Origin of the sequence: Streptomyces sp. NPDC126510, from assembly GCF_040302345.1 — a bacterium.
GTDB lineage: Bacteria > Actinomycetota > Actinomycetes > Streptomycetales > Streptomycetaceae > Streptomyces.
The window spans coordinates 63,570-77,180 of sequence record NZ_JBEORR010000003.1; the positions used below are offsets into that span (position 1 = coordinate 63,570).

The following is a 13,611-nucleotide window of genomic DNA, read 5'->3' on the forward strand; positions in this document are numbered from 1 at the left end:
TGGAGAGATGAGCTTCTCTGTGTCGTTCAATCCGGCCGTGCCGTCTCGTGCTGTGGCTCCTGCTTCAGCGAGTCTGGAGGCGGGTGACGGTTACGAAACCCTGGTCATGGAGGCGTGTAGCGCCCTCTCTGATGCTGGAGGCAGCAGGTTTCACATTGGCGGCTTCGGGAGTGATGAGTGGCCGCTCGATGTCGCGTATGACTTGTCTGCCTTCATGGAGCAGCTCCCGTCGCTTCTGGCGGGTGTGCGCGACCGTCGCGAAGTCGAGGTGGATCTCTACTCGCAGGGTATCGAGAGGACTTTGACCTTCCGTCCAAGCGGGGATCTCGTGATGATTCACTGCGATTCGCGGACCAAGTGGGTTCCGAATCCAGAGCGCGAGACCATTGCGCAGAGTGGGCTAGTCGCGATGCTCTCGAAATTGGCCGAAGACTTCGCCGGAGGGTTGAAGGCGATCAATTCCGAACTGTCGGAGGTCGCACCATTCGATCGTTGGCTGGAGGGTGAGGTGTAGCCTCGCTACCCGATCCCGCAACCCTCGCGCTGGATAGCAGCAGCAAAATTGAAGCCCCGTCAGGTGTGTCCTGGCGGGGCTTCTGCGGTGGGTGACGGCAGTAGTTGACGGCAACGTCAGTGGACGGTGGCTCCGCACAGCGGCGGGTCGTCGCCGTCGTCGCGGGTCGACTCGTCGCTGACAGGACAATCAAGGGCGGTGCTGAGGGTGTCGATGGCGTCGCGCTGAAGGCGGAGCCGGACGTGGGCGTAGACGGTGGCGGTGACGCCGATGTGGGGGCGTGGCCGAGGAGTTCCTTGATCACGACGAGTTCGACGCCCTGTTCCAGGAGCAGTGTGGCGGTGGAGTGGCGGAGGTCGTGGAAGCGGATGCGGCGGAGGCCGGCCTTGCGGAGGAGCGTGGTGAAGGTGCGGGTGAGGTTGGTCGGGTCGATCGGTCTGCCCTGGGAAGTGGTGAACACGTGCCCGTTGTGCTGCCACGTGGTGCCTGCGGCCTCACGCTCGCGCTGCTGCTGTTCGTGGTGGTGCTTCAGCGACTGGAGGCAGCGGGCGGGGAGGGCGATGTGGCGCTCGGAGGCTTGGGTCTTGGTGGGCAACGTGGTGAGTCCGCCTGTGCTCGTGCGCTGCAAGGTGCGGCGGACGGCAGCCGTGCCCCGGTCGACGTCGAGGTCTGCCCAGCGGAGGCCAAGGAGTTCGCCTTTGCGGAGTCCGGTGTGGAGCGCCAGTTCGAACAGGGCATGGAGCCGGTGCCCGCGCGCGGCTGTGAGGAACTGGCGGGCTTCGTCGGCGGTAAGGGGTTCGAAGCGTCGGGGTCGAGGTGTGCCGGTGCGGACGTTACGGGCCACGTTGCGAGGGATCTCCTCCTCGCGCACGGCGTCTTCGAGTGCGGACTTGAGTACGGAGTGGATGTAGGTCAGCGTCAGCGGAGAGAGCCGCTTGGAGCAGCACGTTCCGACGGCGCAGCAACGGGGCTCATCACGCCCCGCATCGATGCCGCGCGCGCAGCACTGGCAGGTGGTGCGGAGCTGGTTGAGCCAGGTGCGAACGTCCTTTGCAGAGAGCTTGGCGAGCTTCTTCTTGCCCAGGCCGGGGACGAGGTACCGGTTGACGCAGGCGGTGTAGCGGGTGTGGGTGTTCTCGCGGAGGTGGTGGACGGCAACGGCATCGAGCCAGTACGTCAGGTACGCGCCGACGCTGCCCTGTGCGGAGGGCACGGGGAGGCCGCGGTTGCTGGTGGCGATCTTCTCGGTGAGCTTGGCCAGGGCTTCCTTGCGCGTCGTGCCGTAGACGCGGACGCGGCGGCGGGTGTTGCCAGGGGCGAGGACGTATCCGGCGGCTTCCCAGCGGCTGTCCTTGCGCTGGTAGACGGTGCCGTCGCCGTTGGCGCGGGTTCGGCGGGAGGCGGGAGTGTCGCGAGGCGTGGCCATCAGGCAGCTTCCTGGTCGAGGCGGGTGCGGATGAAGTCGGTCAGCGCGTGGGCGGGGATGCGGCGGGCGCGGCCGGGGGTGATCGAGGCGAGCTGGCGGGTGCGGAGCAGGTCGTAGACGGCGGAGCGGCCGAGTTGGAGGCGGGCCATGACCTGGGGCACCGTCAGCAGGTCCAGTGCTGGCTCTGTCTCCGGCGGTGGGCGGGGGCGAGGCCATCAGCAGCCCCCTTCGGCGATGAACCGGCGTTCCAGCTCCCTGCGGTGCCAGACGGCGGCAGCCAGGAGCGCGGCGCCGGGGCTATAGCCCGAGCTGAGGTAGGCCCAGTGGCCGATGACGAGGGTGCTGTCCGGGTGGTGCTCGGGCAGGCCGGCGTGGGCGCGGGTCTGTTCGGTGCGCCAGGCGCGGCGGGCGGCACGCAGTGCGCCGAGGGTGGTGGAGTAGCTGCGGGACTTGGTGGAGAAGTGGCCTCAGAAGCCGAGGATGTGCGCCCACTTCCAGAGCTTGGGGCCTTTGAACTCGGGGCAGCTTGCCCAGCTCCCAGCAGGTGCGGATCATCTGCCGCACGTGGCGCGCGATGGCGAGGCGGGGCAGGGGCCGGGCCTGTCCGGTGCCGTCGCAGGCGGTGCAGGGGAGCGGGGCCTCGTGGGGCAGGAGGGTGGCGTCCCGTCCCTGGCAGGGGCGGCAGAACAGGGCGCGGTCGAGGGTGCCGGAGGCGTCGGCGGACTTGGTGGCGTACTTCGCCACGTAGGCGGCCACGGCCTGGTCGGTGAATTCGGCGTCGGTGCCGAAGGCCGTGATCTCGCGTACGTCGAGTTGTTCGCCCCAGGCGAGTTCGCGTTCCTCGATCGCGTCCGACTCGATTGTGACGCGGACCCGTGCGGCGGCGGCGCGTACGGCGTCGGTGAGCACGGTGATGGTGGCGTACGGCGGTGCGGGCTGACTGGTGCCGTCCGGGCCATCGAGGCGGATGACGGCGTGGAAGTGGACCAGGCCGCGCTGCTGGTACTCGGCGACCTTGGCAAAAGAGACACGAAGCACGGCGTGGGCCGCTTTCTGGGTCATGCCGAGTCGGGCGGCGGTCTCGCGGCGCAGGTAGGTGGTGAAGCGGGCCCACAGGGCGGAGGCGTGGGCGTTGAACAGGACTGCGCCCGCGTAGGCGTACGTCTCCGGATTCAGGGGCCAGGTCTTCGCCACCTTCGCCGCCCACGCCGGTCAGGAGCGCTGCTCGTGCTGTGTTCTCCCGTCGCCCCGATCACCCGGACCGAGCCGACCACCGCCACGGTCGACACGCCGCCGGGGCCCGCGACCGTCACCGTTCGCCACACGTGGGACCAGCTGGCATCGGTATGCCTGACCTGCTGAACGATGACCAGGTTCGGTTGAAGGCGGCTGATATCGTGCGGCGAATGCGCGTGCTCCTGCAGTAGCCAGATTCGAAAAAGTCGATTTGGTAGAGGAAGGGGTGGGTCCCGGCAACGTCGGCGGACAGTGCTGCGGCAGGTGGATCGTCAGGGCGTCCTCGGTGCCGTTCAGGACGTTGTTGAGGCAGTCGATGGCTTGGCGTTGGAGGCCAAGGCTGACGTGGGCATAGACGCCTGCGGGGACGCCGATGTGGGTGTGGCCGAGCAGTTCCCTTGATGATGACGAGGTCGACGCCCTGTTGGAAAATGGCTAGCAGGGCGATCCGATCTCGGTGGCGAAGATCGGCGACGACCTTTATGTGCTTGATGGTCACCGCCGGTTTGCTGCCGCCAAACGTGCAGGCATCGACGTGCCGTATCGGATCCTTCCGGACTCTGAAATCTGGGCCAGATATCCTAGTGGACAAGTACAGGAAGCCGGCGTATCGATGACAGGTGAGCCTTGAGGGAAGTCGAGGCGTACTTGAAGGCCCTGTCCCGCGTGTGCGGCGCTGTTCAGCGCTGCCACCCGGGGCGCGAGGGGCCTCCTCCGCCTGTATCGGTCGCGAGCCATGGAAAAGACCGGAATAATCTATGAAAGTCTTGAATGTAACTTCCATGGTTCTGGGTGTCTTTTCGTTGAGGTCGACGGTGCTGAAGTTGACGTCGATTTCTTTGAGGAGAGACTGGAGGTCTTTGACCCCTGGCGGATCAGGCGCTTTTCCATGAGCGTCGCAGGTGAGCATTCAGGAAGCCTTGAAGGAATCGCTGAAGCCTGTAGATCTTTGGTTTCTCAGGGGCGGTTGGCGGAGCCGGGCAGCGGATGGTCTTCAATAGTCGCGTAACACTGTTGCTGAATTGCGACTGTCGAGGTCCCCTCTCCCGTATTCCTCGGAGAGGGGGCCCTCGTGGTGCGTTGACGACAACGCTGACGGCAACGTCAGCGGACGGTGGCTGCGGCAGATGGCTCGTCGAGGTCATCGTCGGTCGGGGCAAGGGCGTTGCCGAGGGAGTCGATTGGGCTCTTGCCCGGATGCTAATGCTGCGGACGGGCGCAGTGCCCACGCCCGTGGTGCCGCGCTCGAGCGTGCTGCTCAAATCCGGACGATCTAGGAGGATTCAAGTGAGCACGAGTGGGGCGCAAGCGGCGGCCTTCTTCCGCGAGATCGTTCAGACTCGTACCATTTGGTGGGTTCGTGATGGCGACGGTAGTCCGACGCCGGTCTCAAGTTCTGGGCGACCTGCATTCCCCTATTGGTCCTCGGAGGCGCGCGCGCAGCGCGCCGCTCAGGTATGGGGTCCCCAATGTCGTGCTGTTTCAATGCCGCTAGAACATTGGCGAAACGCGGCTTTGCCGGATCTAGCCAAGGATGACTTCCGGGTAGGGATTAATTGGAGTGGACAGCATCTGACCGGATGGGACTTTACTGTCAATGAAGTGGTTAATCGTCTTACTCACGCGCTTGGTGAACCACCATACGACCGTTAAGTTCGTGCCCTGGGTGGCCTGCCGAGTTCATGGCCGTTGCCGCATTACTTGCCGAGGCAATGGGGGGTACCGGGAGCGGCACGGAAAGGGTGGCTACGAGCGTCGGCCGGAACAGGCATGGATCTGGCCGGTTACGGGTCCTTCGGCTCAGTCGTTTGTCTTCGGGCGGCCCGCCCTGAGGATCTCGGCCACGTCGAGGGTCACCTTCGCGCCGATGGAGTCGGGGAGGGCGACGAGCTCGCCGGGGGCGTGCGGGCGGTGCTTCTCGTAGCCGCTTCCCACCGGGTCGGTCAGGACGTGGAGGCGCTGGTGCTTGCGGTCCACGATGACGTAGACCGGGACCTTCGCCTCGGCGTAGGCGGCGACCTTCGTCTTGAGGTCGTCTTTCCAGTTCCCGGACGTGACTTCCAGGACGAGACGGAAGCAGGCCGGGTCGTAGGCGTTGTTCTCCACGAGGTGGTCGTCGATGTCGGCGTCCACCACCACGAGGTCGGGGATGGCGTAGTCCTCGGCGCCGGTGGGGAGCCAGAGTCCGACCTTTTGGAGAACCTCGGTCTCGTCGTCGTCCAATCCCGCTGCGATGAACGGGCGCATGAGTTTGGTCAGGGCACGGGCATGAGGTGCATCCGGGGACGGGGTCACGAGGAGATGGCCTCCGATGATCTCGACGCGGTAGCCCGGATGGCGCTCCATGATCTCGTCGGCGATGGTCGTGAGAGTGACCGGCTCTTCGTGCTCGAAGGGCTGCTCGACGGAAGCTGCGGACATCAGGTGCCTCCTGGGAACTGGTGTCGAGAGCATCATCGTAGGCCGAGCCCGGCCGACAGGTCCGTTCCGATCGTCTTCACCCGAAGGTGTGGCATATGCCAAAGGGCCCCGTCTCCAGCGGAAACAGGGCCCTCAAGCGCAAGCGGTCGATCTCAGAAGCGGCGCGTGATCAGCGCACGCTTCACCTCGGCGATCGCCTTCGTGACCTCGATGCCGCGCGGGCAGGCGTCCGTGCAGTTGAAGGTCGTGCGGCAGCGCCACACGCCGTCGCGGTCGTTCAGGATCTCCAGGCGCTGCTCGCCGGCCTCGTCACGCGAGTCGAAGATGAAGCGGTGCGCGTTGACGATGGCGGCCGGGCCGAAGTACTGGCCGTCGTTCCAGAAGACCGGGCACGACGTGGTGCAGGCCGCGCAGAGGATGCACTTCGTCGTGTCGTCGAAGCGCTCGCGGTCCTCGGCCGTCTGGAAACGCTCACGCGTCGGCTCGTTCGTGTCCTTCGTGATGAGGAAGGGCATGACGTCGCGGTACGCCTGGAAGAACGGCTCCATGTCGACCACGAGGTCCTTCAGGACCGTGAGGCCCTTGATGGCCTCGACCGTGATCGGCTTCTCGGGGTTGATGTCCTTGATCAGCGTCTTGCAGGCCAGACGGTTCTTGCCGTTGATCCGCATCGCGTCCGAGCCGCAGATCCCGTGCGCGCAGGAACGGCGGAAGGTGAGAGTGCCGTCCAGGTCCCACTTGATCTTGTGGAGGGCGTCGAGGACACGCTCCTTGGGGTCGATCTCCACCTGGAAGTCTTCCCAGACCGCCTCCGCCGCGACCTCCGGGTTGAACCGGCGGATGCGGAAGGTGACCGTGATGTAGGGGGAGTCGGCGAAACCGGGCTCGGGCTTGCCGGCCGCGTCTTCCTTGTCCAGAACAGGGGTAGCCATCAGTACTTACGCTCCATCGGCTGGTAGCGGGTCTGGACGACCGGCTTGTAGTCGAGACGGACGGTTTCGGAGCCGTCGGCGCCGACCTCGCGGTACGCCATGGTGTGCCGCATGAAGTTGACGTCGTCGCGGTTCGGGTAGTCCTCGCGGTAGTGACCGCCGCGGGACTCCTTGCGGGCGAGCGCGGAGACCGCCATCACCTCGGCGAGGTCGAGCAGGTTGCCCAGCTCGATGGCCTCCAGCAGGTCCGTGTTGAACCGCTTGCCCTTGTCCTGGATCGAGACGTTCCGGTAGCGCTCACGCAGCTCCGCGATCTTCTCGACCGCCGTTTTGATCGTCTGCTCGGTGCGGAACACCATGACGTTGGCGTCCATGGTCTCCTGCAGCTCACGCCGCAGCTCCGCCACCCGCTCGGTGCCGGTGGCGTCGCGCAGCCGCTCCACCTGCTCGACCACGAGCTCCGCCGGGTTCTCCGGCAGCTCGACGAACTCCGCCTTCTGCGCGTACTCGGCGGCGGCGATGCCCGCGCGCTTGCCGAAGACGTTGATGTCCAGCAGGGAGTTCGTGCCGAGGCGGTTGGCGCCGTGCACGGACACGCAGGCGACCTCGCCGGCCGCGTACAGGCCCGGGACGACCGTGGTGTTGTCCGCCAGGACCTCACCCTCGACGTTGGTCGGGATGCCGCCCATGGCGTAGTGCGCGGTGGGCTGGATCGGGATCGGGTCCGTGTAGGGCTCGATGCCGAGGTAGGTGCGCGCGAACTCCGTGATGTCCGGGAGCTTCGCGTCCAGCTGCTCCGGCGGGAGGTGGGTGAGGTCGAGGTAGACGTGGTCGCCCTCGGGACCGCAGCCGCGGCCCTCCCGGATCTCCGTGTAGATGGAGCGGGACACGACGTCACGGGACGCGAGGTCCTTCATGACGGGCGCGTACTTCTCCATGAAGCGCTCGCCGTCCTTGTTGCGGAGGATGCCGCCCTCACCGCGGGCGCCCTCCGTCAGCAGGATGCCCATGCGCCAGATGCCGGTCGGGTGGAACTGGAAGAACTCCATGTCCTCCAGCGGCAGACCGCGGCGGTAGACCGCCGCCTGGCCGTCACCGGTCAGGGTGTGCGCGTTCGACGTCACCTTGAAGAACTTGCCGCAGCCGCCGGACGCGTAGACCACGGACTTCGCCTGGAAGATGTGGATCTCGCCGGTCGCCAGTTCGTAGGCGACCACACCGGCGGACTTCTTGACGCCGTCGACCTCGGTGATCAGCTGGTCCAGGACGTAGAACTCGTTGAAGAACTCCACGCCCTCCTTGACGCAGTTCTGGTACAGCGTCTGGAGGATCATGTGGCCGGTGCGGTCGGCCGCGTAGCAGGAGCGGCGGACCGGGGCCTCGCCGTGGTTGCGGCTGTGACCGCCGAAGCGGCGCTGGTCGATCGTGCCGTTCGGGGTGCGGTTGAACGGCAGGCCCATCTTCTCCAGGTCGAGGACCGAGTCGATGGCCTCCTTCGCCAGGATCTCGGCGGCGTCCTGGTCGACCAGGTAGTCACCGCCCTTGACCGTGTCGAAGGTGTGCCACTCCCAGTTGTCCTCCTCCACGTTGGCGAGCGCGGCGGCCATGCCGCCCTGCGCCGCGCCCGTGTGGGAGCGGGTGGGGTAGAGCTTGGTCAGCACGGCGGTGCGGCTGCGCTTCGTGGACTCGATGGCCGCGCGCATGCCCGCGCCACCGGCGCCGACGATGACGGTGTCGTACTTGTGGATCTTCATGATTCTCGCAACCCCGTGCCTAGCGGATGTTCGGGTCGAAGGTGAAGATCACCAGCGTGCCCAGCAGGATGGTGAACACCGTGGCGGTGTAGAGCAGGCCCTTGAGCCACAGCCGGGTGTTCGCGCGCTCCGCGTAGTCGTTGATGACCGTGCGCAGGCCGTTGGCGCCGTGCAGCATGGCGAGCCACAGCATCAGCAGGTCCCAGACCTGCCAGAACGGGGACGCCCAGCGGCCCGCCACGAAGGCGAACCCGATCTTGGAGACGCCACCGTCCAGCACGAGCTGGATCAGCAGGTGGCCGAGGACGAGGACGACCAGCACGACGCCGGACAGGCGCATGAACAGCCAGGCCGCCAGCTCGAAGTTGCCCCGGGTGCTCTTCGGGGTCTTCTTGGTGCGCTGACGCGGGGCCTCGATGAAGGGCGCCGGGTTGTCGACGGTGTAGACGGCGCCGCCCTCGACGGGGCCGACGCCGGCGGCGGTCTTGTCAGTCGTGGACATTGGCGTCAGCTCCCGAACAGTTCACGAGCGGCGTGGCCGAGGACGGGGTAGATCGCCCCGAGCATCAGCACGACCCACAGGGCGACGACGGTCCAGAGCATCTGCTTCTGGTACCGGGCGCCCTTGATCCAGAAGTCGACGGCGATGACACGCAGGCCGTTGAGCGCGTGGAAGAGGATGGCGGCGACGAGGCCGTACTCCAGCAGAGCGACGATCGGCGTCTTGTACGTGGCCACGACGGTGTCGTAGGCCTCAGGGGACACGCGGACGAGGGCGGTGTCCAGCACGTGGACGAACAGGAAGAAGAAGATGAGGACGCCGGTGACTCGGTGAGCCACCCAGGACCACATTCCTTCCCGGCCGCGGTACAGCGTTCCAGCCGGCACGGAAGTTTCCTCCGGGAGCGGGGATTGGGGCCGCGCCGGCTTGGTGTGTCGGTCGGGCCCGGCCGGGTACGGTCCACCGGCCCCCAGCATCGTAGCGAGGCGCTGCGGCGGGGCTGCGTCGGGGTCCCGGGGTGTGATCAAACTGGCACGCAAAGAGGTACTGGTGGGCTAGTGCGGCCAGGGGGGTGAGGGGTGTCCGTGGGGTCGCCGGGGTGTGGGCGGTCAGTGGTTGATCGCGCAGTTCCCCGCGCCCCTGAGGGCATGCAGCAGACGTCCCCTCGCGAGCCGCCGGAGTTCGTCGGCCACGACCGCCCGCTCCTCCTCGGGATCGTTGGTCAATCGTGACCGGATGGCGGCGAGGAGGCGGTCCAGGGTCTCCGACGGGGACAGACCGTCCAGGCAGATGACGAAGACGTGCCCGAAGCGGGCCTCGTAGGCGGCGTGGGCCGCGCTGAGGGCGGTGTGGGCCGCGGAGTAGGTGTCCGGCGGGAGCGTGGGCAGGGGCTCGGCCGCCAGCGCTTCCGTGAGGTCGGGCCAGGCCAGGTCGTAGGCCGCCTCGTCCGCCGCGGCCAGCAGGGAGTCCACGTCCGGGTAGGGGCGGTGGTCCGCGACGCGCCGGGCCCAGCGGAGGCTGCGCAGGCAGGAGAGGAGGGCCTGCTCCAGGTCCTCCTCGGAGGCGGCGTTGAAGTGCTCCACCGGTATGGCGAGTCGGCCGGGGAGATCTGGGACATGGTGCGCGGGCAGCGTGGGTCCTCGTGGGCGTCACGTGTGTCAGCAGGGCAAGTTGTGAGAGATGTGACGTCACGCTATCGAGTACGACCGTCGCGTGTCCGAAGGATGCACGAATTTCACCCGGGAGGGAGAGTTTCGGCACGCGTGGTGGACGCGCGCCGAGCGGCCCCGGGTTTTAGGTTGGCTGAGTGAGTCAGCACAGGCGCCGGACTTCGGCGAAGCAGGAGAACAAGCGGCAGGTGCTGGTCGTGGCCATGGCTGTAGCCCTGGTCGTGGTCGCGGCCGGGGTGAGTCTCGGGCTCTGGGCGGCCTCGGGCGGCGACGGAGGGTCCACCGCCTCGGAGGCCAGATCCTCTCAGGGGGCCACCGCGGCCGCGCCCGGGGACCAGGCGTCGGAGGCGGCCCCGACCCCCACTCCGACCCGTTCCTATCCCCTGTCCGAGGGGCCCCGCACCATCCCCGCCGTGCGGGACCACGAGCCGGCGCGCGGCCCGGGCTGGCAGCCCGAGAAGGGCAACCGGGTGGTCGTGGACGATCCGGCGCTGGCCGACGAGGGGCGGCTGGTCGCCGGCGAGCTGGGCATGACGTACGCCGGCGAGAAGGGCGACAAGCGGCCCGGGGACCTGCGGCTGGCGCTGAACGACGACGAGGGGGCGAACCCGGAGTCGTACGTGATGACCGTGCGCGACGGTCGGGTGGAGATCGACGGGCCGTCCGACACCGGGGTCTTCTACGGCACCCGCACCCTGAAGCAGGAGACGCACGACGGCGGCACGGCCCCCGAGGGGGTCGTCAAGGACGAACCGGCCAAGCCGCAGCGCGGCTTCATGCTGGACATCGCGCGCAAGAACTTCACGGCCGGCTGGATCGAGGACCGCGTCCGGGAACTGGGCGATCTGAAGTTCAACCAGCTGGGGCTGCACTTCTCGGACGACCAGGGGTTCCGGATCGAGTCCACCTCGCATCCCGAGATCGTGTCGCAGCAGCATCTGACCAAGGCGCAGGTGCGCAGGATCATCGACCTCGCGCAGAGCCGGCACATCACGATCGTCCCCGAGATCGACTCGCCCGGGCACCTCGGCGCCGTCCTCGACGCCCACCCCGACCTGCAGCTGCGCTCCGCACAGGGCTCGGCGGTGCAGGGCGCCATCGACATCTCCAAGGCCGAGAGCGCCGAGATCGTCGACGACCTGCTCAACGAGTACGCGGACCTCTTCCCCGGGGGGCCGTGGCACCTCGGCGGTGACGAGTACCAGGCGCTGACCCGGTCGAACCCGGAGGCGTCGTTCCCGCAGCTGGCCGCCGCCGCCCGGGAGAAGTACGGCTCCGGCGCGACGGTCGCCGACCTCACCACCGGCTGGCTGAACGACCGGGCCGACACCGTCCGGGGGCACCAGCGCGTCCCGCGAGCCTGGAACGACGGTTTCTTCCGCGGTACCTCCGTCCAGGCCGCCAAGGACATCCAGGTCGCCTACTGGACGGGCAAGGAGATCGGCGCCCGGGCGCCCCTGGAGTACCTCCAGGCGGGCCGCAAGGTGATCAACTACAACGACGAGTTCCTGTATTACGTGCTCGGCGAACCGCAGACCTTCGTCTACCCGACGGGGCAGCGGATCTACGAGCAGTGGACGCCCCGGGTGCTGCGCGGCACCACGGCCGTCCCGGCGCGCTACGACGGACAGATCCTCGGCGGGTCCTTCGCGGTGTGGTGCGACCTCGCGAACTCCCAGACCCAGGATCAGGTGGCGGCCGGGATCCGGATGCCGCTGCGGGCGACCGTCCAGAAGCTCTGGGACCCGGGCGAGCCGGAGCTGTCCTGGGCGGAGTTCCGGGCACTGGCGGACAGGCTCGGCTGACCCGGCACGAATTGGCTCATACGGCTGCGAACTCCCGTACGGCTGTGGTGGTCTTCTGACGCGACCGCATTCGAACATGCCGGGGGGGAACCGGGACATGGGCTACTGGGGATATTTCGTCGTGGGCCGGGGGGAGCGGCCGCTGCCGGAGCTGGACGCGCTGGCGGGGGCCGGGGACGGTCCGACGCAGCGCGCCTCGGCGCCGGGCGGATGGCAGGTGTGGGAGTACCCGAGCAGCGACGGCGACATCGGGAACATGAACGCCCTCGCCCGGGAGACCGGGGCGCCGGCGCTCTTCGGGTACGTCATGAACAGCGAGTGCGTCGTGCTGGAGGCCGCTGCTCCCGAGAGCGGGGCGTGGACGACCTGTCTGGCGCGCACCGCGATGGCCGGGTACCTGGGGGCGAACCGGGAGGGCCTCACGCTGGAGGACTACTTCCTCGATCCGGACGACGCCGCCGACCACGCCGTGCGCTGGGCCGCCGAGGCCGGGCATGAGGTGAACGCCGGCGCGCTGGTGGACGTACTGACTTCAGACCCTGATCCTCCCCCACTCTCGGCTTCGCTCGAGCGGGGGGACCCCCAGGCCGAAAACCTGCTGTTCCGCTTCCTCGACAGGCTGGGCGTGGTGCCCCTGTGACATTCAGGTCCCGTTGCACGCAGTAAGGGGAAGTGCGGGTTCCGTGAGGGGTGAGGGCCGGCAGCGGCCTGATCGGGCCCCGGAGACGGCCCGCGGAGGGAGGCGTGGATGAGCCTGGTGGAGTTGATCGCACAGGCCGACGAACGCGGGCTGGCCGCGAGCGGGCTGGCTTGTTTGGATCGGTGCGTGCCCCTGCTGGGCGGTGACGACGAAATCCTCAGACCGGTGTGGGCGAGTCTCAGCGACGGCGCCGCCGCCGAAGAGTGGGGCGAGCGGCTGGAGCAGGCGCGCGGCAAGCTGGACGCGGCCGGCGCCGGGGACGAGGCGGCCGTGCTCGCCCACCGGATGCTCGAGGCCGCTCCCGCCGAGCGGTCCGCCGCCGCGGTCCGGTTGTGGGCCGACGCCTGCTCCGTCGCCTCCCTCCAGATCCACCGGCTCCTGGACACCGCCGAGGACGAGGCCTCGTCCGTCGACTCCCGCCGAGAGGGCCGCACGGAGGGCATGTCGCCCCTCGTCGCCGCCGAACTGCGCCGCCAGATCACCGTCCTGGAGGTCCTGGCCGGACACGGCCCGGCCGGGCTGCGCCGGGCGCTGGAGCTGTCGGTCGAGGGGCGGAGGGTCCTGCGCGCGGTCGTGTCCCGCCGGAGCCGGAAGCGAAGCTGAAGGGCGGCGCCACCGACGGCCCGAGCGGCCTAAACCCCGTTCCTGGAAGAGTCCTGTGACTGTCCCTTGGGTGCGGTGGGGCGGTCCTGCGCCGCTTCGGGGAAGCCTCCGATTACGGGTGACGAAACGCTGCGCCGCAGCGCTTTCCCGGATGTGACGACTCAAGCGGAGACCAGGCCATCGGCGGCTGCGAAGCCGCTGCGATGGGCGGCGGACACGGTGGCGACGATGCGCGAGGGTGCTCGGCTGCGCCTCGACTACTCGGCGCAGAGCCTGTGGAGCATCGACCGGATGATCGAGGGGATACGACGGGAGGGAGCGCCCGACGCGGCGGTCCAGCAGGTGCTGCGCGGCTTCGGCGCGTACGCGGGTGAGGTGATGGCGCGTCAGACCGGCGCCGAGTGGTGGGCGACCGGCGGAGACCACTGGATCCGCACCCCCGACGGGCGCCTGTGGGACCCCATCGACGAGGCCCGCCGGTGCTACGGGGGCCATGGATCGCTGCGGCTGCTGTGCCGGGACGCGATGAGCACCGCGCCCCGGCGTTAG

At 68.2% G+C, this 13,611-nt stretch carries 15 protein-coding genes and 3 pseudogenes; 8 read left to right on the forward strand and 10 right to left on the reverse strand.

Annotation, left to right across the window (positions count from 1 at the left end; translation table 11 throughout):
* Positions 1–7: 7 nt before the first annotated feature.
* Positions 8–514: a hypothetical protein gene (locus ABTX60_RS04205; RefSeq protein ID WP_352095534.1), complete on the forward strand. Its 507-nt coding sequence runs from the start codon at positions 8–10 to the stop codon at positions 512–514.
* Positions 515–630: 116 nt separating this feature from the next.
* Here ABTX60_RS04205 and ABTX60_RS04210 read toward each other — a convergent pair.
* The 4 genes and pseudogenes from ABTX60_RS04210 to ABTX60_RS43185 form a co-directional block, all read right to left on the reverse strand.
* A pseudogene (locus ABTX60_RS04210) lies at positions 631–1,940 on the reverse strand (tyrosine-type recombinase/integrase).
* The gene (locus ABTX60_RS04215; protein WP_352095535.1) at positions 1,940–2,089 is read right to left on the reverse strand and encodes a helix-turn-helix domain-containing protein; all 150 of its coding nucleotides are present in this window, start codon (positions 2,087–2,089) and stop codon (positions 1,940–1,942) included. Before ABTX60_RS04215 ends, ABTX60_RS04210 begins: the two are co-directional and overlap by 1 nt.
* 66 nt (positions 2,090–2,155) lie before the next feature.
* Positions 2,156–3,119: pseudogene (locus ABTX60_RS04220) on the reverse strand (replication initiator); the annotation flags it as partial.
* 307 nt (positions 3,120–3,426) lie between these two features.
* Positions 3,427–3,645 (reverse strand): annotated as a pseudogene (locus tag ABTX60_RS43185) (site-specific integrase); the annotation flags it as partial.
* Between ABTX60_RS43185 and ABTX60_RS04230 the strand changes: the two are divergent.
* The 3 genes from ABTX60_RS04230 to ABTX60_RS04235 all read left to right on the forward strand — a co-directional run bounded on the left by ABTX60_RS04230 (position 3,634) and on the right by ABTX60_RS04235 (position 4,829).
* Positions 3,634–3,807, forward strand: a complete 174-nt coding sequence (locus tag ABTX60_RS04230) for a hypothetical protein (protein WP_352095536.1) — start codon at positions 3,634–3,636, stop codon at positions 3,805–3,807. The pseudogene ABTX60_RS43185 and the gene ABTX60_RS04230 sit on opposite strands and share 12 nt — an antisense overlap.
* An 87-nt stretch (positions 3,808–3,894) precedes the next feature.
* Complete coding sequence (locus ABTX60_RS43190; RefSeq protein WP_502992278.1) at positions 3,895–4,185, forward strand: DUF6896 domain-containing protein; 291 nt, start codon at positions 3,895–3,897, stop codon at positions 4,183–4,185.
* A gap of 194 nt (positions 4,186–4,379) precedes the next feature.
* Positions 4,380–4,829 (forward strand): DUF2750 domain-containing protein, encoded by a 450-nt coding sequence (locus ABTX60_RS04235; RefSeq protein WP_352095797.1) that lies wholly within the window; start codon positions 4,380–4,382, stop codon positions 4,827–4,829.
* Positions 4,830–4,976: 147 nt separating this feature from the next.
* On the opposite strand, the gene ABTX60_RS04240 is transcribed toward ABTX60_RS04235, so the two are convergent.
* The 6 genes from ABTX60_RS04240 to ABTX60_RS04265 form a co-directional block, all read right to left on the reverse strand.
* On the reverse strand, positions 4,977–5,597 hold the full coding sequence (locus ABTX60_RS04240) for a Uma2 family endonuclease (RefSeq protein ID WP_352095537.1): 621 nt from the start codon (positions 5,595–5,597) through the stop codon (positions 4,977–4,979).
* 152 nt (positions 5,598–5,749) lie between these two features.
* A complete protein-coding gene (locus ABTX60_RS04245; RefSeq protein WP_031107859.1) occupies positions 5,750–6,529 on the reverse strand; it encodes a succinate dehydrogenase iron-sulfur subunit in 780 nt (259 codons plus the stop codon).
* Positions 6,529–8,283: a succinate dehydrogenase flavoprotein subunit gene (sdhA, locus tag ABTX60_RS04250; protein WP_352095538.1), complete on the reverse strand. Its 1,755-nt coding sequence runs from the start codon at positions 8,281–8,283 to the stop codon at positions 6,529–6,531. The genes ABTX60_RS04245 and sdhA overlap by 1 nt, the downstream gene beginning before the upstream one ends.
* 19 nt (positions 8,284–8,302) lie before the next feature.
* Positions 8,303–8,785, reverse strand: coding sequence for a succinate dehydrogenase hydrophobic membrane anchor subunit (locus ABTX60_RS04255; RefSeq protein ID WP_031107857.1), 483 nt, complete (start codon positions 8,783–8,785; stop codon positions 8,303–8,305).
* A gap of 5 nt (positions 8,786–8,790) precedes the next feature.
* On the reverse strand, positions 8,791–9,171 hold the full coding sequence (gene sdhC / locus ABTX60_RS04260; RefSeq protein WP_031107855.1) for a succinate dehydrogenase, cytochrome b556 subunit: 381 nt from the start codon (positions 9,169–9,171) through the stop codon (positions 8,791–8,793).
* A gap of 222 nt (positions 9,172–9,393) precedes the next feature.
* Positions 9,394–9,867: a 2-oxo-4-hydroxy-4-carboxy-5-ureidoimidazoline decarboxylase gene (locus ABTX60_RS04265; protein ID WP_352095539.1), complete on the reverse strand. Its 474-nt coding sequence runs from the start codon at positions 9,865–9,867 to the stop codon at positions 9,394–9,396.
* A gap of 290 nt (positions 9,868–10,157) precedes the next feature.
* On the opposite strand from ABTX60_RS04265, the gene ABTX60_RS04270 reads away from it, so the two are divergent.
* The 4 genes from ABTX60_RS04270 (at position 10,158) to ABTX60_RS04285 (ending at position 13,611) form a co-directional block, all read left to right on the forward strand.
* On the forward strand, positions 10,158–11,759 hold the full coding sequence (locus tag ABTX60_RS04270; protein WP_352095798.1) for a beta-N-acetylhexosaminidase: 1,602 nt from the start codon (positions 10,158–10,160) through the stop codon (positions 11,757–11,759).
* A 97-nt stretch (positions 11,760–11,856) separates the two neighbouring features.
* Positions 11,857–12,399 carry a hypothetical protein gene (locus ABTX60_RS04275; protein ID WP_352095799.1) on the forward strand — a complete coding sequence of 181 codons (543 nt, stop codon included), beginning with the start codon at positions 11,857–11,859 and terminating at the stop codon, positions 12,397–12,399.
* 108 nt (positions 12,400–12,507) lie between these two features.
* Positions 12,508–13,062, forward strand: a complete 555-nt coding sequence (locus tag ABTX60_RS04280) for a hypothetical protein (RefSeq protein ID WP_352095540.1) — start codon at positions 12,508–12,510, stop codon at positions 13,060–13,062.
* 153 nt (positions 13,063–13,215) lie between these two features.
* The gene (locus ABTX60_RS04285; RefSeq protein ID WP_104777767.1) at positions 13,216–13,611 is read left to right on the forward strand and encodes a hypothetical protein; all 396 of its coding nucleotides are present in this window, start codon (positions 13,216–13,218) and stop codon (positions 13,609–13,611) included.